The organism is Candidatus Marivariicella sp. (genome assembly GCF_983056325.1).
The window spans coordinates 26136-47478 of the sequence record NZ_CEZOWA010000005.1 but is presented as its reverse complement, the minus strand read 5'-3'; the positions used below and the strand labels follow the sequence as shown (position 1 = coordinate 47478).

Sequence of the window (21343 nt, the reverse complement as noted above, 5' to 3'; positions counted from 1 at the left end):
TTAAATTAAAATTATATGAGAAAATTAATCACGGATGGATTTGTAATATTTATTAGCATTTTTGCGTCTTTTTCTGTTGAAAATTATCGTGAATCAAGCATAGAAAAAGGTATTTTAAATGATGCTGTAATTACTCTTGGAGAGGAAATGGTTTCTAATATTAAATATACGAAAGAACACTTATTCCAAGTTAAAAATATGGAATATTTGATAGATGAAGTTATAAAAAACTATGAAAATATGACGCTGGAGAAAGCTTATGAAATTCATAATAATAATCCCTTCATTCATACTTTTAACATAGAAGGGGAAATCGAATATTTCAAAAAATACGATGATAATTATGGTGTATTATCTTATTGGCTAGCATGGGAACCAGAAAGAGTGTTTTTTGAATCTATGCTATATTCAGGAAAGCTTCTAGAAATAAGAAATAAAAAAATCAGAAAAGAAATAGAGTCAATTTACACAAAACAACAAGAAAGGGTTTCTGGAATGACGAGTATAACAAAAACTAATTCTGATAAAATTAGAGATTGGTTTGATTCATCATTAAATAAATATTCCTATGATATAAGCAATCAATATATTTTTAAAAATGATAAAGACCAAAAATTAAAAAATATGCTCATCTCAAGAAGAGCGATACTTAGGGGAAGAATAATTGATACTGAGAACTACTTGCAAGGTCTTCAAAATGTTGTATTACTTATTAGCTCTGAATACAAGAAGCTTTAAAAAATATCTTCATATGAAATATAAAAATTGTTTTACTTTACTTTTTATTTTAATTGTTATGAATAATTCCTACTCTCAAAGTAATTTACCTTTATCGAAAATTCCAGAAGCTCCTAAAGAAATTTCTTCTTCTTCTGTGACTGCCAGGCTGATCCAAGGTGTTGGTTTTAGATACTTCTGGGCAACTGAGGGTCTGACTGAAAAGGACTTACAATACAGGCCGTCTATAGATGCTCAATCAAGTTATGAGACACTTGAACACATATACTCTTTATCACTTACTATAAATAATGCGGCTAGCTCTACTCCAAATGTTCGTCCTTTAAAAACTATTCCAAAAGATTTTGTTTCTCTTAGAAAAGAAACTCTACATCATTTGAAATCAGCTAGTGAAAAATTTTTAAAAGCAAAACTAGTTGATGTTGAAAAAATGAAAATCATTTTCCAAAGAGAGTCTGACCAATCTTCATTCCCTATATGGAATCTGATAAATGGTCCCATTTCAGATGCAATATACCACACTGGTCAAATTATTAGCTTTAGGAGAACCTCGGGAAATCCTGTTGCAAAGGGAGTAAATGTTTTTTTAGGTGTAAAGAACTAATTTGGTTTTACTTTTCATATCGTCCTGGAGCCATTGCTTTATTTACCATTGAAAAAACAGAGGTAGGTAATATCCTTATTAGAAAAGCTAGGGTTTTCCATGTTTTTGTTGGAACACAAATACTCTTTCCTCTAAGGGTTGCTTCTACAGCTTCTTCAGCAATTCTTTTAGCATCTTTTTTCATAAATGATGGGACTCTATCCATTTCATCCTGAACCCCACTAGCAGTGTGAAAGTTTGTAACAGTATATCCTGGACAAACTGCTGTTGAAGTAATTCCTTTACGATTATAACTTAGATTTAACCCTTCACTGAATCGATTCATAAATGTCTTAATTGGTCCATACAGAGACTGAATCGATGATGGAGGGGCAAATGCCGCAACAGATGAGACAATCATTATTCTTCCATATTTTTTCTCAAGCATCTTTTTTATGAAAACTTTTGTTAGACTAATTACAGATATTCCCAGAACTCGAATAAACTTTTCCTCGTCCTCCATTGAAGTTTCGTGAAATCTATCAGGATTTGCAAACCCAGCATTATTAACTAAAATTGAAACTTCGTGATTTTTAGAATTACAATAATCAAAGATTTTAAAAGGTGATTTTTCTTCACTTAAATCACATGAGATGAAATCTACTTTAACATTAAATTCTGATTGGATTTCTTTTGATAAACTAGTTAATCTATCCTCTGACCTTGCTGTTAAAATTAGATTAAATCCTTTTTTAGCAAAACATTTTGAAATTTCAAGTCCTATTCCTGATGAAGCACCAGTCACTAAAACGTATGAATTATTCATATAAATATTTTGATTAATAAAGTTCGTAAAATTACCACTTAAAAAACTCTTCTTCAGTTATTGTCTTGTAATCTTCCTGTTGTTGAGGGTCATAATAAAAATAGAAAGAATGCTTTTCTCCAAAATTGACAACAGTTCTTTTAAGGTCTTCAAAATAGAATTCTTTGGCTTTGAATTGAACATAAAATCGAGTAATGGGCATGTTTTCAAAAGTCCAATTATCTCCTGTTCTTATATAAATATGTCGCAAATATTCCTCATTTTGACCTCTAATCAGAGCAATTATATCGTGATCTGTTTCATTTGAGATCAAAAGTGTTGTGTTTGAAATTGATTCTACATCAGCAGGAAATCGGTTAGCAAAGACTTGCTGTCCTGTTTCTCCCCGTTGAGCATAAATGGCAGATGACACAACAAATAATATCATGAATTTAAACATAGTATTTATATCTTTCATATTATTAACGTAATTATCAATTGAATTAGTATGGACATTAAAAATAGCGAATTAATTGACATTGATTTCATTTTTGAAATGTATAAAGTTGCTACTGAATATCAAAAACAAAGAGTTATAGATATTTGGCCAGAATTCGATAAAGAAATGGTGAAAAATGAAATAATTGAAAAAAGACAATTTAAGTTAATCATCAAAAATCAAATTGTTTGTGTTTGGGCGGTAACATTTGACGATCCATACATTTGGGGAGAAAAAAATAATTCAAAATCAATTTATATTCATCGCCTTGCAACTCACCAAAATCATAGAGGAAATAATTTTGCTTTAAAATTAGTAGGATGGGCTAAAGAATACGCCCTAAAAAATGACAAAAAATATATTCGATTAGATACTGTAGGACACAATAAAAAACTAATAAAACATTATACAAGTTGTGGCTTTAAATTTTTAGGGCTAACCCAGTTATCTGAATCTGAAAACCTTCCTGATCATTATCAAAATGCCATAGTTTCCCTTTTTGAGATTGAATTATGATAATACAAATTGTATATTACATTCATATTTAAAAAATTAAAGAATGAAAAAATCATATTTAGTCATTTTAATTGCAACTTTTTTCGTGGGATGTAATCAAAATACTCAAAAAAAAGAAACTAGCACGGAAGTTAAAATAGAAAAAGAAGCTGAAACTCAAGAAGCTTTATTAGTTGTTAATTATGAATTGGAGAATATGAGTCTCGAAGATCATGCAAAACTAGGAGCAGATGTAGCTCCCAATTTTACATCAGAAAATGTTAAGGGATTAATTGGAAAATCCTTTATTGGCAATGTGGATAAAGGTGTTTTTGGAGGAGTCTATTATTTTTCTAGTCAAGAATCTGTTGACGCATATCTAGATTCTGAGCTTTGGAAAGGTATTGTTGCTCACCCAAATCTTGTGAATTTTAAAACAGATAAATATGGAAGTGCTGGTATCTCCAAAATCAGTAACGGAGTTGCTTCTAAAAGAAATACTTCAAGAGAAACTCTTGATGCAGAAGGACTAAGTGTACTGGTTGTTAACTATGAATTAGAAAACATGAGTCTTGAAGATCATGCAAAGCTTGGAGCAGAAGTAGCTCCTAATTTTACATCAGAAAACGTTAAAGGATTAATTGGAAAAACCTTTATTGGTAACGTAGATAAAGGTGTTTTTGGAGGAGTTTATTATTTTTCAAGTCAAGAATCTGTTGACGCATATCTAGATTCTGAGCTTTGGAAAGGTATTGTTGCTCACCCAAATCTTGTGAATTTTAAAACAGACACCTATGGAGTTGCTGATATATCTGCGATTTCAAATGGAATTCCAAAACTTTAAATTTATAAAAAGGTCTCTGTCAAATGAGGCCTTTTTTTATTTCACAATTAAATATAGATTCTTAAGTAAGCTTTGATTCTTTTCATATACAGACTTAATTATACTTTTATAAAATAAATACTCTCCAGTGTATGCATCAAGATCAAACATTAATTTTTCAGAAGTAATTATCTTTTTTGAAGTTTCCAGTTCTAATTGAATATCTAAATAGTCATCAGGTTTTTTGGCGATTGACTCCCCAAAAACAAATCGACCAAAAAATGACAATGAAACAAAAGGAAAATTTTTGTTGTAAAATTCAATTCCAATTTTATCAAAATTAGCGTTATTGTCTGAAAGTCTTTTTAACAAAACCTCATAATAATACGACAATTCATTCTTTATGTTTTCGTTAGTAATAGCACTTAGTAGTCCAGAAGATTGCATATTTTTAAATGTGGGATTATCCATAAACAAAGTTCCATAAGCGGGAAGCATTTCAAGAGTTTTAATTTCTTTTTTCATTTGACTCCATCCAATATTTTTTTTATGGTAGTTATATACCAGATCATTTAGCTTAACTAGGCTCTTAAAGTTTTTTGACTCATCTCTTGATAAAATTACTGACATATTTATTGAATCTTGTCTTAGGTCATTAACGAGGGATTCGTAGTTTTTTGAAAGATCTTTTTTAATAGAATAGTTCTCTCTGAAATTATCAGCTAAGAACCCTAAGGAAATAGCCAGGAAAACCATTAAAAAATCCGTGAAATATTTTAAAATATTTTTATTCATATTATTGACTTTCTGCAAAATATTTGCTTAGAGATTAATTTACTATCAAATGTTAAAATAATTAATAAAAATTACTAATGACGAAAATTCTATATTTAATTATTATTACTTCTTTGACTAGCTGTTAAATGGCAGTCGATCTAGGTTCTGATCGAAAAGTAATATCAGACAATATTGCCTTCCTTTTAATATTATATTATATTAGAAATATGAAAAGATCTATAAGAACTATTTTAAAAATTTCTTTAACAGTAAGTGTTTTATTACTTGTCTATGGAATATACTTTAGTTTAAATTTATGGTCCGAAATGTTTGGCTTTGAAGATCAATATTCCTCAAAAGAATTTTATACTGAAGAAATTAACACCAATGGCGTAAAATTCATTGACAGAAATAATAATAAGCTTCTTGATATTTATGAAGACTCTCTTCAGTCAATTGAATTCAGGGTAGATGATCTGTTATCTAAAATGACTACTGAAGAAAAAATTCATTTACTTAAGGGTTCAGGAATGAAATCAGCTCTTGGATTAGATAAGTCAGGAATTTCCGGAGCTGTTGGGACTATTGTCTCTATCCCTAGACTTGGTATTCCAAGCTTGTATTTATCGGATGGACCTGCAGGACTTAGAATTAATCCTGTGAGAGAAGACGATGAAAAAACATATTATTGCACTGCCTTTCCAATTGCTAGTTCTTTAGCCTCGACCTGGAACACTGATTTAGTTTCAGAAGTTGGAAATGCGATGGGAAACGAAGCCTTAAGGTATGGTATAGATATTATTTTAGGGCCCGGTGCTAATATTCATAGAAATCCACTTTGTGGAAGAAACTTTGAATATTATTCAGAAGATCCTGTTTTGAGTGGTAATATTGGCGCATCCATGGTTAATGGAATCGAATCAAACGGTGTTGGTTCTTCTGTTAAGCACTTCGTTGCTAATAATCAAGAAAATTCAAGAAAATATAATGATGCAATTGTTTCTGAAAGAGCATTACGTGAGATTTATTTAAAAGGTTTTGAGATTATTGTAAAAAAATCACAGCCCTGGAGTATAATGACTTCATACAATAAAATAAATGGTATTTATTCCTCTGAGAATAAGCACCTACTTACTGATATTTTAAAATCAGAGTGGGGTTTTAAAGGTATGGTTATGACGGATTGGTTTGCAGGAAATAATGCTACAGAACAAATAAATGCAGGTAATGATCTTCTTGAACCAGGAACAAAAAGTCAGTGGCAAAATTTAAAGAAATCCTTTGATAACGGTAAATTACCCATAAAAAATATTGATCTGGCTGTTAAACGAATTCTTAATATAATATTAAGATCAAAAAAAATGCAGGATTTCGAATATGATAATAATCCAGATTTAATTAAGCATGCTGAGGTAAATAGAAGGTCTGCAGCAGAAGGAATGGTACTTCTTAAAAACGATGGTATGCTTCCTATTAAAACTAAAAAAAATATTGCTTTAATAGGAATAACTTCATATAATTTTATTAGTGGAGGGAGTGGTTCTGGAGATGTAAACGAAGCATATACTGTGTCGTTGGAAGATGGTCTTGAAAATTTAGGGTTTGAAATTAATTCTGTCACTAAAAATGCCTTTTTAAATCATTTTCAATTAAATAAAAAAGAGTTTACAAAGCCTGAGTTTCCATTTTCAATTCTAACTCCTTACCATCCCCCTGAAATGGATTATTCAAGAGAGCTTTTGAGAAATGCAGCCCAAAGTTCAGATATGGCTATAATTACCATCGGTAGAAATAGTGGTGAATTCGTAGATAGACAAGAGGAGAATGATTTTATGTTATCAAAGAAAGAAATTAATATGATTAAAATGACTTGTCAAGAGTTTCATTCATTAAATAAAAAGGTACTTGTTGTATTAAACATAGGTGGTGTCATTGAAACAAATTCATGGAAGAAGCTTCCTGATTCAATTTTATTAGCTTGGCAAGGTGGTCAAGAAGGGGGGAATTCAGTAACTGATATAATTTCTGGAATAGTTAATCCAAGCGGTAAGCTACCGATGACATTTCCGATTAATCTAGGAGATCATTTATCATCAGAAAATTTTCCACTAGAGCCAGAATCAGTAAATATTTTATCTCTTATTCCAATTGAAAAAGAGGATGAAAAAGTAAAAGAAGAGCAAATAAAAAATAAAGACTTTACGTTATATGAAGAGGGAATCTATGTTGGATATAGACATTTTGATACGTCCAAAATAGATGTTTCTTATCCTTTTGGTTATGGTCTTTCGTATACTAATTTTAAATATTCAGAGCTAGAAATTAATAACAATGGATTAGCAATTGATGTTTCTTTAAAAATCACAAATACTGGAGATTTTAAAGGGAAAGAGGTTGTTCAGATATACATTTCTAAAATAAATAGTAAAATTGATAGGCCAATTAAAGAATTAAAAGCTTTTTCGAAAACACCAGATTTAAGTCCAAATGAATTTTTTAAACTTGATTTTAATATTCCCGTATCAGACTTTTCATATTGGAGTGAGAAAGAAAATAAGTGGAAAGTTGAGTCAGGAACCTATTCAATAAAAGTTGGATCTTCATCAAGAAACATAATATTAAGTGATAATATTAATATCTAATCTGTAAAAATCTAAAAATGAATAAAATTGATCTGATAGAATGTCATAATCGCATAAAACCATTTATTCACGACACGCCAATTATTAAATCAACTTTAATAAATGAAATGACAGGATCTGATATGTATTTTAAATGTGATAATTTTCAGAAAATGGGGGCTTTCAAAATGAGAGGAGCAACTAATGCAATTCTGCAACTTTCGGAGGAAGAAAAAAGAAAAGGAGTAGTTACCCATTCATCTGGGAATTTTGCACAAGCCTTATCTTTAGCTGCATCTAGTATCGGTGTAAAAGCATACATAGTCATGCCCTCTACTGCAACAGAAATAAAAAAAACTGCTGTTAAAGGGTATAAGGGAGAGCTGATTGAATGTGAGCCAAATCTAAAAGCAAGAGAAATTGCTGCTAGTGAGATCGTAAGAGTAAAGGGAGCAACTTTTATCCATCCTTCCAATGATGATAATGTGATTCTTGGACAAGGAACTGCGTGCAAAGAACTAATAGAAAGTCATAATGACTTAGAATATGTACTTGCCCCTGTTGGAGGTGGGGGTTTAATTGCTGGTAGTGCACTGGCAGCAAAATATTTTGGTAATAATTGTAAAATTATTGGAGCGGAACCCTATGAAGCCGATGATGCTTATCGCTCTTTAATTAGTGGAAAAATAGAAACAAACGTTACGACAAACACAATTGCAGATGGATTAAAAACCCAATTAGGAGATAAGAATTTTCCAATAATAAAAGAAGAAGTTCATTCGATAATTAGAATTACAGAACAAGAAATAATTGAATCAATGAAAATAATTTGGGAAAGATTAAAAATAGTTTGTGAACCTTCTTGTTCGCTTCCCTTAGCTGCTGTTTTAAAAAATAAAGAGTTTTTCAAAGACAAAAAAGTTGGAATAATAATTTCAGGAGGAAACGTAGATTTAAATAATTTACCTTTTTAAAGTTGTATTCGAAATTAAATTTTCATAAAACTTCTTCTTTTATTTTTTATCAATTTTGACCATTTTTTGATGTTTTTTAGTCTTTTTTTGCCATTTTTTGCTATTTTTTGCTATTTGTTGTTGTTTGTTAAAAAATATTTTAGGATAAATTATAATAATAAAAGTATTATTTATACTTGTTCTAAATAATAATATATACTATATTTGAACTCTATTTAGAATAGTTTTAAATAAGTTCTTTAAAAGTTTTGAGTATCCAATTTAATTATAACACCCTAAATAAGCTTTTCATACAATTTTATGATTGGTTGTTATAATATAAACCTTGGCTTTGATACATTAAAGCCAAGGTTAAAATTTGTTTCTTGGTTGAACTGCGGTTTTAAACTCTTTTTTAACTCCGCAGTTCTTTATTATATTTCTTGTTTGATGAGTAACAGTTCTCATATCTATTTGAGTCTGTGACTCTCTATTTTTATCTAACAATTGGTTTTCTAAAATGAAATTCCAAATCCAATATTTCCTACTACGATCCCTCCAGATCCAATTCCAGGAATACTTGGTATTTCTTCTGTGACATTCTCAGTAATTCCATTGGATGAAATAGCGTTAAAAGTCAGAGAGTCGGGAATCGACCCAAAACCATACCCTAGTTCAAAACTGAAAAATAGTGTGCCTCCCGTTTTTAATCCAAATTTTAGTATTGTAGTGTCTATATTTAAATCAACTTTTCCTGTTCCAGACATTCCTCCACTCAAACTAACATCGTTATATATTAGTGATGATGCAAAGCTTGATATTCCAAGTCCTGCGTAGAAACCTTTTCCTTTTTCATTAAAATAGTATTTAACCCCAAACTCTGAATAAGATAGGTCAATTTGTGTCATATCAACTTCCAGATTGTATGCTCCATAATTGATATAAGGTGCTATTTTATTTTTTAAAACAGGAAGAACATATTCGAATGTCCCTGATGCCATATTTGGAACTCCAAGCTTCAAGCCTAAAGAGACTCTTTTTATAGGATATACTTCTTCAGGAAATTCAAGTTCATTCCTTGTATTTTCTTCGTCCTGAGCTGATAGCTGAAAACAAAAAAACAGTATTGTAATGGTAAATATTTTTTTCATATTCTAAGTTTTATTTCAAGTTAGTTCAATTCTTAATTATAAAAAATATTACTATTACTTTTCATTACTAAAAGTATTTCTTTAATTTAAATTCAATTAACAGATTCACAATGAAAAATCATTTTTTTATAACTCTATTTATACTTTGTTGCTTTAATTCTCAAAGTCAAACTTTAGACTCCATATTTAATACCCTTAAATTTAGAAATATTGGCCCTTTTAGAGGGGGAAGATCTAACGCTGGAAGTGGGGTTAAAGGAGATCCTTTAACTTATTATATGACAACAACTGGAGGTGGGGTATGGAAAACAAAAGATGCTGGACAGCATTGGAATAATATTTCTGATGGTTTCTTTTCCTCTGGATCAGTGGGTGCAATTTCTGTTTCAAATAGTAATCCAAATATAGTTTATGTTGGTATGGGAGAACATGCTCCCAGGGGAGTAATGACTGCTCATGGTGATGGTGTTTATAAATCCTTAGATGCTGGCTTGACCTGGACAAATATTGGTTTGAAAAAAACACAACATATTTCTAGAATACAGATTCATCCTGATAATCCAGATATTTTATGGGTTGCGGCCCAAGGAGCATTACATGGAAAATCTAGTGAAAGAGGAATCTATAAGTCTGTAGATGGAGGAAAATCATGGAAAAAAGTTTTATATGTAAACTCTTCGACTGGATCAAGTGAATTATCGTTAGACATAAATCATCCAAATGTTTTGTATGCTGCAATGTGGGACCATATGAGAACTCCCTGGAAAGTCATAAGTGGAGGGCCAGGAAGTGGATTATACAAATCCATAGATTTTGGAGAAACATGGAAAAAAATAGAAAATGGTATTCCAAAAGAAAAGGGGAAAATGGCAATTGCGGTTTCACCTGCAAATTCGAATTGGGTATACTCATTAATTGAAAGTGTATCTGAAGAAGAAAAAGGAGGACTTTTTCTCTCAAAAAACGGAGGAAATTCTTGGGAAAGAATTACAAATGACCATAGGCTTCTTCAAAGAGCCTGGTACTATATCGAATTATCTCTTGACCCGAACAATGAAAATGTTGTTTATGTTCTAAGTGCCTCAACCTATAAGTCAATTAATGGAGGGGTTGATTGGGAAGAGGTGGATACACATCACGGGGATTACCATGATTTATGGATTAATCCTGAAAACTCTAAAAATATGCTTATCTCTAATGATGGAGGTTCTGAAATTACTTTTGATGGAGGAAAAAACTGGTCAAGAATCGACAACATGCCAACCGGCCAATTTTACAGAGTAATAACTGACAATTTGTTTCCCTACAATGTTTACGGGGGGCAACAAGACAACAGCTCTGTTAAAATTTCAAATATTGGGATAGGTTCTGGCGGGATTGGTAAACATGATTGGACTGCTTCAGCTGGAGGAGAAAGTGCTTTCATAGCTTTTGACCCTGAAAATCCCACAAAAGCTGTAGGGGGAAGTTATTTAGGATCAATAGAAATGCTTGACACAAAATCCAAGCAAAGCACAAAGATTATGATTGAACCAAATTTATATCTTGGTTTAGCTGCAAGAGACATGAAGTATTTATTTAACTGGAATGCTCCAATTATTAAATCTAATCATGAAACTAATACTTATTATCATGGTGCTCAATACTTGCTCAGGACTCGAGACGATGGGGCCTCCTGGGATGTGGTTTCTCCAGATTTAACAAGAAACCAAGACGATAAACAAGGAAAAGGAGGAGGACCGTATACAGTAGAAGCAGTTGGAGCAGAAAATTATGGAACTTTAAGTTATGTAATTGAATCTAAACATGAAGCTGGATTAATTTACACGGGAAGTGACGATGGCCTTGTTTATATTACCAAAGACAATGGGGAAACATGGAAGAATATTACCCCTAAAGGCTTGAATGAAACCTTGATTAATGCTATTGAAGTTTCTCCACATGATCCAGGAACCCTTTATATAGCTGCTACTCGATATAAGTTTAATGATCATAGTCCCTCGATCTTTAAGTCTGTAAATTATGGGAAAACATGGAAGAATATTTCAAAAGGAATCTTAATGGGAGATTTTACAAGGGTAATCCGAGAAGATATTTCAAAAAAGAACTTACTTTATGTTGGAACTCAAAATGGATTATATATTTCATGGAATGGAGGCACAGATTGGTCAAAATTAAATTTAAACCTCCCTGTAGTTCCAATTACAGATATGAAAGTAAAAGGGAGTGACCTTGTAATTGCTACCCAAGGAAGAGCTTTTTGGATTCTTGATGATCTTAATATACTTCGACAATATGATTCGAAACACTCTGAAGGAAAACTCTTCCAAACTGAAAAAACACCCCTACCCAACTGGTATAGTTCTATGAATAATAATTCTGCAACCGGAACAGATCTACTTCAAGGAGTTAATCCTCCAAGTGGAATGGTTTTTTATTACGATTTACCTGAGCTTAAAAATAATCAGGAAGTAAAACTTACTATTACTGATATGACGGGTAAAATAGTAAATACATTTAGCTCTGTTCAAGATTCTGATTATGTTAATTATGAAGGGGCTCCACCTAAAAAAAGTATTTTAAGCTCGAACACGGGGATAAATAGGTTTGTTTGGGATATGAGGCATTTAATGCTTAAGGGTATCCCAGAAGCATATATTGAAGGTAGTTTTAGGGGGCATAAAGCAATTCCAGGAAATTATAAAGTAACACTCTCGTTTTTAGACAAAACGTTTGAAGTTACATCTCAAATAACTAATAATCCAATGTTATCTGTTTCAGATAGTGATCATAATTCGTATCATATTTTTATGACAAGTACTGAAAATACTTATAATGAAATGACGAGTATGACAAATGAGTTTCATGAGATTGAAAATAAATTGATCACTTTAAAATCTGACTTAAATTCGAATGGTAAAAAAGAGCTTACTCAAAAGGCTGAAAGTTTAATTTTAGAATTAAGAAAATGGGATAAAACAATGGTTCAAAGACTTTCCAAAGCATATGATGATGTTGAAAACTTTGAAAATGGATTTACAGCACACTATTTAACTCTAATAAATGCTGTAGACAGTGAACTCCCGAAATTAACAATTGGTGCAAAAAATAAAATGATTGAGCTAAATAAAAAATGGGAAGAGTATAAATACGAAGCTAACAACATAATTAAACCAAAAATTATTCAATTTAATGTAGATTGCCAAAAAAGTGGCATTGGAGCTATTTTGGTTAATTAAATATGCATGGAAATTTTAATATCAGCTATTTCAATTTTTTTTCTGAGATTAGCTGATCAGAGTCTAGGAACAATAAGGGCTCTACTTGTAAGTAAAAATAGATCTTTTTATGCCGCTTTGATTGGATTAGTCGAATCAGGTATTTGGGTTATTGCAGTTTCAAAAGTAGTAAGGGATGTTAATGATCCGATTTTAATTATCGGATATGCTCTGGGGTTTGCTTCTGGAACTTTTCTGGGATCTTATCTCGAAAACACTATTGGTGTTGGAAGTATTGTTATACGGGTTTTTTCTTCTGTAGAATCTCCAAGTGTAGCCTCAGCACTCAGAGAAAAAGGATATCTTGTTACAGTAATTAATGGTGAAGGAAGAGACGGTGGTGTAAGGGTTTGTTGGAGCATCGTTCCAAGAAGAAAAAGAAAAGATGTAATCCGAATTATAAAAAAGGTTAATCCAGAGGCATATGTTACTTCTGATATAGCAAATCCGGTCTCACTAAAAAAATAAATTCAACCATTATAGTTTTTTAAATCTTTTAAATTAGTTATATTAGATATATTTAATTTTTGTAATGAAAAAAATTAGTGTTCTTTTTGTTGTTTTAATATTTACAGTCAGTTTTAGTTATGCTCAAAAATCAGCTAAATCTGAAAAGTTTTACTCTAAAAACTGGAGAGTAATTAAGCCTTCTGATAATTCTTCTTGGTCAAGTCTTAAGCCAAAACCAAAAAACATAAAAAGTAATATTGTGAGTTCATCAAAATCCAAAGCATTGGATTTATCTAATTCACATTCAAAACCAAAAAAGATAGTTCAGTCAAATTATCCTAATTCTTCTAAAAAAAATCTTTCCACTAGAGGTTCTGTTAATTCTGGCTCTCTATTAATCAAAAAGATTTCAGTTAACAAATCATTTAGGAGTTCCAAAGAAAAAAAGAAGTTATTCTCAGAGAGAAAAAATAACTAAATTTTCTATCTAATTTTTTTTAAATATTTCAATCATTTAATTATTATCATTATTTGTTTAACCTTACCTTTGCGCAAAATTTAAAATCCTTTGTAAATGAAAGCACTTGGCAACAAAAGTAGGATGCGTTTTATATCTCATAATCCAACTGGACAATTAGTTAAATCAATACTTTTTTTTCTCAGAAAGAATAAATGATTAAATTAGTTATACTCATTACTCTCAAAGTTAAATAATAACTTCTATCGTTAAGTAAATTTCTTTCTTTTTTGGTTGTATAAACTGCCTCAATTTCTTTTCTCCCAATCACATTACCAATTAAAACTAGCTTTCCTGAATTAATTAGACTTTTAAAATATATTTTTTCATTATTTAATCACTTTAATCTGTAAATATATATTTGTAAGCTATTCCAATAAAGTATTTAAAAAATTATTTCATCTTTGTTTTATGAGAAAAACTTTAGCTTTTTTTTTATGCTTTGTTCTTCTGAATTGCTCAAAAAACGAAACAAAAATAGAATGTGAGTTTTCTGAAAAAATTTGTTCTGCTCTTGATGACCTTAATTTAAATAAAAAAAAGTGGATAGATTCCAACATCACTTCCTATGCAATGAGCTTCAGAGTTAGCTGTTTTTGTGTAAATTCTGAGCCTTATCATGTTACTGTAAATGAAAATACTCTCGATTCAGTAGCTGGAAATGATGAATGGGGCTATGAGGGTTTGCCGTTAACTATAAATAAATTATTTGATGAAATTGAGAGACGAATTATCCAAGAGCCATTCTCGTTAAAAGTTGAATATGACTTTGAGTACGGATATCCAAAAGAATCATTTTTTGATATGGTTGAAATGATAGCAGATGATGAAATAGGGTATTATATTTCAGGTTTTATTCCAATGTGATTTAATATTCCTTCAATTTTTTAAAATATAACACTCAATTTTGATTCATAAAACAGAAAAACTTGGCTTAAAAGAAAACTTGCCTCAATTTATTTTATTACTAGTTGTCAATGCTTTTGTTGGAGGAATGATAGGAATAGAAAGAACGATCATCCCTCAGTTTGCTTCTGAAAACTTTAACATTTCTTCAAAATCTGCTATTCTTTCTTTTATAATTGCTTTTGGAATAACCAAGGCACTTACAAACTTCGCTTTTGGAAAATTAGCTAACTTTTTAGGGAGAAAGAAATTATTAATTATTGGGTGGTTATTTGCGATACCAGTTCCTTTAATTTTAATTAATGCGAATTTGTGGGGTTGGGTTGTTTTTGCAAACATTCTTTTAGGGATAAACCAAGGTCTTACATGGAGTAGTACAGTTAATATGAAGATAGATCTAGTGGGTGAAAAAGACAGAGGCTTTGCTATGGGTTTAAATGAATTTTCAGGTTATTTTGCAGTAGGAATAACAGCTTATTTAAGTGGATTTATTGCCAATAAATATGGTATAACACCCTATCCTTTTTATATTGGAATATTTGTTGCAATATCAGGTCTTTTGACTACTATTTTGTTTGTTAAAGAAACTAAATCATTTATTGAAATTGAAACAAAAACAAACAAATCAAATTCAGTTGAAAATGTTTTTATTGAAACAACATTTAAAAACAAAACACTCAGCTCTGTAACTCAAGCAGGCTTAATAAACAATCTTAACGATGGTATGATATGGGGATTACTTCCAATTCTTTTATTGTCAATAAATTTAAATACAGAAGAAATTGGTTTAATAGCAGCTGCTTATCCAACTTTTTGGGGAATTGGTCAGTTGTTTACTGGGAAAATGTCAGATTTTTACTCTAAAAAAAAGATGCTGTTTTGGGGCATGCTTCTGCAAGGTATTTCAATTTTATTCTTACCATTTGTAAACAATTTTTCAATACTTCTTTTTTTAAGCATACTACTTGGTATTGGAACTGCTGTAGTGTATCCAACTTTTTTAACTGCCATTGCAGAAGAATCTTCCCCACTACAAAGAGCAGAAAGTATTGGTGCTTTTAGACTTTGGAGAGATTTAGGATATGCTGTTGGAGCTATAATATCAGGGATTACCGCTGACTTTTTCGGAATTCAATTTTCAATAATCTTAATTGGATTAATTACGGTCTTATCTTCAATTATAATTCAACTGAGGATGCCTTCTAAACAATAGATGATAAAGAATTTTATTGAAATGTTTTAGAATATTACCAGCCAGATTTATTTTCGTAAGTATTATCCCATCTAGAAAGAGTAACTTTATGTCTTGTGTAAAATTGTATTCCTTCATTACCCTGCATGTGAAGATCACCATAAAAAGAATCGTTCCATCCAGAAAAAGGAAACATTGACATTGGTGCTGGAACCCCTACATTAACTCCAATCATTCCACACTGAATATTTGATCTGAATTCTTTTGCCGCAGCTCCGCTTTGAGTAAAAATACTAGCTCCATTTCCATAATTCAATTGATTAGTCCATGAAATTGCTTGTTCAAGGTTTTTAGGGTTCATCATTGATAAAACAGGTCCAAAAACTTCTTGTTTGAAAATTGTGTTTTTTGGATTTACGTCTGTGAAAAGTGTAGGTCCAACAAAAAACCCATTATTATTGATAAGATCTCTCCCATCTCTAGCTAATTTTGCTTCTTTGGATACTTTGTTAATTACTTCCGCTATTCTTAACTGTGAATTTTTATCAATAACAGGACCCATGTTTGTCTCCAAATCTTTAAGCGGATTTCCCACCTTAAGATTATCCATTTCAAATACTATTTTTTCTTTTAAAGACTCGCCTATACCTCCTACTCCTATTAAAAGAGATCCAGCCATACATCTCTGACCTGCACATCCAAAAGAAGCACTCATTACTGCTCTTAATGTAGATTCCGGATCAGCGTCTGGCATTACAACTAAGGCGTTTTTAGCTGCACCTCCTGCTTGAACTCTTTTTCCATTTTGACTTCCGAGAGAGTATACATACTTTGCTATTGTAGAGGATCCGACAAAACTAATAGCCGATATATCTGGATGACTACATAAAGTGTCTACCACCTCTTTCCCTCCGTGAACTAAATTCATTACACCTTGAGGTAATCCAGCTTCTTGAAGTAGTTCTGTAAGCCTAACTGCTGTTAAAGGAACTTTTTCACTTGGCTTTAAAATAAATGTATTTCCACAAGCTAAGGCAATGGGAAACATCCACATAGGTACCATTGCCGGAAAATTGAAAGGACTTATTCCTGCGCAAACACCTAATGGTTCTCTTGAACTTAAGGCGTCAATATTTTCAGCAATTTGATTTAGAGATTCTCCTTTTTGATGTTCGGCGATTCCACAGGCAAACTCAACAACTTCAAATCCCCTTTGAATATCTCCTCTAGCCTCTGAAATAGTTTTACCGTTTTCAGTTGAAATTAACCTTGCTATCTCTTCAAAATTTTCCTTGATAAGAGTTCTATAATTGAAAAGTATACTAGCTCGACTCGTAGCTGGCTCTTTTGACCAACCAACAAAAGCTTTCTTTGCAGAATCAATTGCTTTTTCAACTAATTTAGAATTACACATCGGGGTCCTGGCTATTATGCTTTCAGTTGCTGGGTTGAAAACATTTGTATATTTATCAGTCTGTATTATTTCCCATGAATTTCCAATTAAACACGGGACAATTGGAGTGTTTGAATTCATAAATATTTTTTTAATATAAAATATGCTGTTAAAATATTTCATATTTATATAAATATAAGTTAAAAGAGAGTAATTTTAAAAATCCACAAAAAATTTAAATTTATTAATTTTTATAATTATGTTTTCATTTGTTGTTAAAACAAAAAATATTTATTTTTTAATGTTAGTCTTTTTACTCTATAATTGTTCCAGTTCGGACAATGGGTCCAAGGAGGAAAATCTCCTCACGAATTACAATATAACGCCTGTCCTTTCAAAATTTGAAGGTACTGGCTTGAACTATCAATTACTTTCAAACAGTGTTGTATTTACGACTGATGATCTTCCAAATCATACAAGTCCTTATTGGGATGAGAATAATTCATTGCATGAAAATTATACTGGTTCAAATCCAGATTTTAATTTAAACCCCAATAGGATTTTATCTCAAAATATAACTTTCTCTATACCACTTTACCCTTCTGAAGCATCCATTCACAGTCCAACACCACTAGGAGCAATGGGTGTGTCGAGAAATGGAGTTGTTTTTTACAATCAATACGCAGGGCCAGACCAACCATTGACCAGAGAAATTAATAGCTTTGACCAGTGGTTGGGGCACCCTCAGCCTCAAGGAGCCTACCACTATCATATCGAACCGAAGTACTTAACTGATCAATTTGGACGAGATGCTTTTCTAGGAATATTAGCGGATGGATTTCCTGTTTATGGGCCTCTTGAAAATGGACAGATATTGTCAAGTTCTGATCTTGATTTATATCATGGACACATTGGAACTACAAGTGATTTTCCAGATGGAATATACCACTATCATGTAACTAGTGATGATCCATATATCAATGGAAGTGGATTTTATGGAACCCCTGGAAATATATCTAATTAGGTGAATTATTTAAAGCTAATAGCAGTTTTAATTCTACTTTCTTGCCAAGAAAAGTCATTAATTATTGATGAAAATAATGGGAGTATTGAAATTAAAAACGGTGTTCTCTTCTATGAAAATAAAAAATTTTCAGGGAATTTAGTTGGATTTTACAATGACAGCAAAATTAAAAAAAATGAAACCCTTTACTCGAACGGGCTAAAACATGGCCTTGAAAAGTATTGGTATATGTCTGGCACTATTGCATCAATAAGATGGTATTCAAAAGGTGTAAAAATAAATGAACATATCGGGTATTGGGAAAATGGAAATCCAAAATATAAATATTTTTTTAATCAAAAGGGGGAATATAATGGTTCAGTAAAAGAGTGGTTTCTTTCCGGAGCCATCTACAAAATATTTAATTATGTTAATGGAAAAGAAAGTGGCTCTCAAAAATTGTGGAGGAATGACGGATCAATAAGAGCAAATTATTTTGTTGTTAATGGAGAACGATTTGGCTTAATTGGTTTAAAAAAATGTGAAGGAGTTTCTTACTTAGAGTTAAAGAATAATTAGATTTATGCGTGTTTTTATATTGATGTTTTTTGTTTGTTTTTTGTTTGTTTGTAATTCAAATAATCAATCTAGTCTAACAAATGGTGAAAAAAATATGACCTCTGGTTATTTGCCATATTTTAATACCCCTGAACTTACTCCTGATTGGGAAATAAAAACCCATTTAGTCCCACCATTTTCGTTTAAAAATCAGAATGGTAAAATTATAACGAATGATGATTATAAAGGTACAATTCAAATAGCAGATTTTTTTTTCACAACATGCCCTGGTATTTGCCCCAAACTAACTAAGAATATGTACAATATTCAACAGTATTACAAGTCTGACTCAATTATTAAACTGGTTTCTTTTTCTGTAATGCCCTGGATTGACAAAGTAGATCAACTAAAGAACTATTCGATAGCTAATAATGTAGATTCCTATAAATGGAACCTATTAACGGGGGATAAAGAAAAAGTATATAGTATTGCTAGAAATGGATATTTTGCTGATGAAAACTATTTTAAAAATCAAAATAAATCAGATTTTATTCACACAGAAAACTTCATTTTAGTTGATCCCGAAGGATACATTAGAGGTGTTTATAATGGAACAATAGAATTTGATATTGAACGACTTAAAAGACATATCTCTATATTAAAAAAAGAATTTGATTAACATATTTAAGTTTAATCTCTGACCCTTCTTATCTGTTGTAGAAAATTCTTGTTAGATGCTTTAAGCAAATCCCCTTCAGCTGAAAATAATTGACATTTAAAAACTACTCTATTTTTATTTAAGAAAACTATAAATATACTTTTAGGTTGTGGTGTTGAATCCAAGATTAAATTGTCTAATTCGTAGTATTCGTTTACTAAAACTCCATCTTCATACGTTGAAATATATCTTGAATTAGTTCCTTTATCATTTCCTTCATTTTGATTGATAAAAGAGTTGCTAAAAGTAAAATAATCATTCTTATAGGGAATATTGACATTAACTAATGAATCATTTTTATCTCTCCATAATCCGTTTTGATCTTTGTAAAAATAAATAGTTTTAGCATAATCCTCAGGAGAAAGTAGATTCTCGAAGTTTTTAAATAATTGGTTTCCTTCAATAAAACTCTTATCTAGTTTTTGTCCACAAGAGGCGAAAAATAAAACTATGAAAATGGACTTTATTTTTAACATAATTATTTTTTAACTTCACTTTAACCCTGTGTTGGGATTTTCTTAACATTGTAAAATTTATCTTTAAATGTCTAAATAAATTTTGACGTTTGATTGATTTTGTTAATCCGTGTACATGTTTAAACTGAACTTGTGCGCGGATTTTTATTGTGAAACTTCATATTCATATTCCCATTTAGGATTATCCAAAACATTTATAATATACCTTACTGTAAGCTCTTCACCTTTCATTATTTTTTTTGTTGTAAGTAACCTTATATGTTTAACATCTCCTATCTCATTATCTTTGTTGTTAACTACCGCTTTACAATTTGGTATTTCATGGTGATTTATAAACCCCCCCAAGGATAATCGAATATACCCATCTGGAAATCTAGAATCAAAAACATGAGACATTCCAAGGTCAGTTCCTGGCTGAATATTTTCAGTGGCAAAGACTCCAACCCCTTCTATTTTGCTTTTTGAAATAGTAAGAAAATCAGGCAGAGGTCTGAATGAATTATTTTTCACTTTCTAATATTAATTTGGTTTAAAATTAAAAAAAATATTGGTTTAAAATCATTTTATCTTTTCAATCGAATTAAACCTTCTTGGGTAACTGAAGCAACCAAAGTTCCAGATTTTGAGAAAATACTACCTCTTGTAAACCCTCTAGCAGACGATGCACTAGGACTATCCACAGCAAACAATAACCAATCGTCAATTTCAAAATCTCTGTGAAACCACATTGCATGGTCGATACTTGCAATAAAAACTGATTTTTGATTAATTATTTCTCTATGAGGCTTAGTAGCGGTAGCTACCAAATTTATATCAGAAGAGAATGCTAATAATTGTTGCTTTTCTGGTAAGCTAATTTGAGCTTTTTCCTTAGTTTTTAACCAAACGTGACTGTAAGGAATAGCATTTTTTGTTTCTATATGTGACATTATTTCTACCGGCTTAATGTCAAACATCTTGAGTTGAGCCTTTTTTAAACTTTTATAATAGTTAGGATTCTTATCTTTTATCAATTCAACCTGTTGCATGTCACTTGTAAGTACTTCAGGAGGTAAAATGTTTGGTGCATCAATTTGATGATCAACACCAATCTCTTCTTTTTGAAAAGATGCTGCCATATTAAAAATTGCTTTTCCCTTTTGATAAGCAACTACTCTTCTAGTGGTAAAGCTTTTTCCATCGCGAATTTTATCAACTTCGTATTCAACTGGTAAGTTAATATCTCCCATTAAAATAAAATAGCCATGTAAAGAGTGAGCAATTCTATCTTTAGGAACGGTTTGATAGGCTGCATGAAGAGACTGAGCTAAAATTTGACCTCCAAAAACTCTTCCCCAAGAGGCAGGGTAATTTTGACCTATGAATTTTTTATCACTAATTTTTTCCAAATGCAAAATTTTTAAAAGC

The 21343-nt window shown here is 31.0% G+C and carries 22 protein-coding genes; 14 read left to right on the top strand and 8 right to left on the bottom strand.

Going from position 1 to position 21343, the window contains the following annotated elements:
• The first annotated feature begins 15 nt into the window (after positions 1–15).
• Both AC3ATN_RS02475 and AC3ATN_RS02470 read left to right on the top strand, forming a co-directional pair.
• A complete protein-coding gene (locus AC3ATN_RS02475) occupies positions 16–738 on the top strand; it encodes a hypothetical protein (protein WP_487531646.1) in 723 nt (240 codons plus the stop codon).
• A gap of 13 nt (positions 739–751) precedes the next feature.
• Positions 752–1342 carry a hypothetical protein gene (locus tag AC3ATN_RS02470; protein WP_487531645.1) on the top strand — a complete coding sequence of 197 codons (591 nt, stop codon included), beginning with the start codon at positions 752–754 and terminating at the stop codon, positions 1340–1342.
• A 7-nt stretch (positions 1343–1349) separates the two neighbouring features.
• On the opposite strand, the gene AC3ATN_RS02465 is transcribed toward AC3ATN_RS02470, so the two are convergent.
• Entirely contained in the window at positions 1350–2147 is a 798-nt protein-coding gene (locus AC3ATN_RS02465; RefSeq protein WP_487531644.1) for an SDR family NAD(P)-dependent oxidoreductase, read from the bottom strand.
• Positions 2148–2178: 31 nt separating this feature from the next.
• A complete protein-coding gene (locus tag AC3ATN_RS02460; protein WP_487531643.1) occupies positions 2179–2604 on the bottom strand; it encodes a hypothetical protein in 426 nt (141 codons plus the stop codon).
• A gap of 30 nt (positions 2605–2634) precedes the next feature.
• Between AC3ATN_RS02460 and AC3ATN_RS02455 the strand changes: the two genes are divergently transcribed.
• The gene (locus AC3ATN_RS02455; RefSeq protein ID WP_487531642.1) at positions 2635–3141 is read left to right on the top strand and encodes a GNAT family N-acetyltransferase; all 507 of its coding nucleotides are present in this window, start codon (positions 2635–2637) and stop codon (positions 3139–3141) included.
• A gap of 43 nt (positions 3142–3184) precedes the next feature.
• Entirely contained in the window at positions 3185–3964 is a 780-nt protein-coding gene (locus AC3ATN_RS02450) for a YdhR family protein (protein ID WP_487531641.1), read from the top strand.
• 36 nt (positions 3965–4000) lie between these two features.
• Here the strand turns inward: AC3ATN_RS02450 and AC3ATN_RS02445 are convergent, their stop codons facing one another.
• Positions 4001–4738: a hypothetical protein gene (locus tag AC3ATN_RS02445; protein WP_487531640.1), complete on the bottom strand. Its 738-nt coding sequence runs from the start codon at positions 4736–4738 to the stop codon at positions 4001–4003.
• A gap of 209 nt (positions 4739–4947) precedes the next feature.
• Here AC3ATN_RS02445 and AC3ATN_RS02440 point away from each other — a divergent pair, with 209 nt between their 5' ends.
• Both AC3ATN_RS02440 and AC3ATN_RS02435 read left to right on the top strand, forming a co-directional pair.
• Positions 4948–7362, top strand: a complete 2415-nt coding sequence (locus tag AC3ATN_RS02440) for a glycoside hydrolase family 3 N-terminal domain-containing protein (RefSeq protein ID WP_487531639.1) — start codon at positions 4948–4950, stop codon at positions 7360–7362.
• A gap of 17 nt (positions 7363–7379) precedes the next feature.
• A complete protein-coding gene (locus AC3ATN_RS02435) occupies positions 7380–8315 on the top strand; it encodes a pyridoxal-phosphate dependent enzyme (RefSeq protein ID WP_487531638.1) in 936 nt (311 codons plus the stop codon).
• Positions 8316–8809: 494 nt separating this feature from the next.
• Here the strand turns inward: AC3ATN_RS02435 and AC3ATN_RS02430 are convergent, their stop codons facing one another.
• Positions 8810–9445, bottom strand: coding sequence for a hypothetical protein (locus AC3ATN_RS02430; protein ID WP_487531637.1), 636 nt, complete (start codon positions 9443–9445; stop codon positions 8810–8812).
• A 110-nt stretch (positions 9446–9555) separates the two neighbouring features.
• On the opposite strand from AC3ATN_RS02430, the gene AC3ATN_RS02425 reads away from it, so the two are divergent.
• The 5 genes from AC3ATN_RS02425 to AC3ATN_RS02405 all read left to right on the top strand — a co-directional run bounded on the left by AC3ATN_RS02425 (position 9556) and on the right by AC3ATN_RS02405 (position 15809).
• Complete coding sequence (locus AC3ATN_RS02425; RefSeq protein WP_487531636.1) at positions 9556–12684, top strand: WD40/YVTN/BNR-like repeat-containing protein; 3129 nt, start codon at positions 9556–9558, stop codon at positions 12682–12684.
• Positions 12685–12690: 6 nt separating this feature from the next.
• Positions 12691–13191, top strand: a complete 501-nt coding sequence (locus AC3ATN_RS02420) for a DUF2179 domain-containing protein (protein WP_487531635.1) — start codon at positions 12691–12693, stop codon at positions 13189–13191.
• Positions 13192–13255: 64 nt separating this feature from the next.
• Positions 13256–13651 carry a hypothetical protein gene (locus AC3ATN_RS02415; protein ID WP_487531634.1) on the top strand — a complete coding sequence of 132 codons (396 nt, stop codon included), beginning with the start codon at positions 13256–13258 and terminating at the stop codon, positions 13649–13651.
• A 450-nt stretch (positions 13652–14101) separates the two neighbouring features.
• Entirely contained in the window at positions 14102–14557 is a 456-nt protein-coding gene (locus AC3ATN_RS02410) for a DUF6174 domain-containing protein (protein WP_487531633.1), read from the top strand.
• 40 nt (positions 14558–14597) lie between these two features.
• Positions 14598–15809, top strand: coding sequence for an MFS transporter (locus AC3ATN_RS02405; protein ID WP_487531632.1), 1212 nt, complete (start codon positions 14598–14600; stop codon positions 15807–15809).
• A 34-nt stretch (positions 15810–15843) separates the two neighbouring features.
• On the opposite strand, the gene AC3ATN_RS02400 is transcribed toward AC3ATN_RS02405, so the two are convergent.
• Positions 15844–17322: a CoA-acylating methylmalonate-semialdehyde dehydrogenase gene (locus AC3ATN_RS02400; RefSeq protein WP_487531631.1), complete on the bottom strand. Its 1479-nt coding sequence runs from the start codon at positions 17320–17322 to the stop codon at positions 15844–15846.
• Positions 17323–17440: 118 nt separating this feature from the next.
• On the opposite strand from AC3ATN_RS02400, the gene AC3ATN_RS02395 reads away from it, so the two are divergent.
• Genes AC3ATN_RS02395 through AC3ATN_RS02385 form a run of 3 tightly spaced genes read left to right on the top strand, consistent with a single transcriptional unit; the run spans position 17441 to position 19421 of the window.
• A complete protein-coding gene (locus tag AC3ATN_RS02395; protein ID WP_487531630.1) occupies positions 17441–18205 on the top strand; it encodes a YHYH protein in 765 nt (254 codons plus the stop codon).
• Complete coding sequence (locus tag AC3ATN_RS02390) at positions 18206–18763, top strand: toxin-antitoxin system YwqK family antitoxin (RefSeq protein ID WP_487531629.1); 558 nt, start codon at positions 18206–18208, stop codon at positions 18761–18763.
• Between the two features lie 4 nt (positions 18764–18767).
• Positions 18768–19421, top strand: coding sequence for an SCO family protein (locus tag AC3ATN_RS02385; RefSeq protein ID WP_487531628.1), 654 nt, complete (start codon positions 18768–18770; stop codon positions 19419–19421).
• 11 nt (positions 19422–19432) lie between these two features.
• Here the strand turns inward: AC3ATN_RS02385 and AC3ATN_RS02380 are convergent, their stop codons facing one another.
• The 3 genes from AC3ATN_RS02380 to AC3ATN_RS02370 all read right to left on the bottom strand — a co-directional run bounded on the left by AC3ATN_RS02380 (position 19433) and on the right by AC3ATN_RS02370 (position 21324).
• Positions 19433–19936, bottom strand: coding sequence for a hypothetical protein (locus tag AC3ATN_RS02380; RefSeq protein WP_487531627.1), 504 nt, complete (start codon positions 19934–19936; stop codon positions 19433–19435).
• 144 nt (positions 19937–20080) lie between these two features.
• A complete protein-coding gene (locus tag AC3ATN_RS02375) occupies positions 20081–20446 on the bottom strand; it encodes an SET domain-containing protein (RefSeq protein ID WP_487531626.1) in 366 nt (121 codons plus the stop codon).
• Positions 20447–20499: 53 nt separating this feature from the next.
• Positions 20500–21324 (bottom strand): acyl-CoA thioesterase, encoded by an 825-nt coding sequence (locus AC3ATN_RS02370; protein WP_487531625.1) that lies wholly within the window; start codon positions 21322–21324, stop codon positions 20500–20502.
• Positions 21325–21343: the final 19 nt, after the last annotated feature.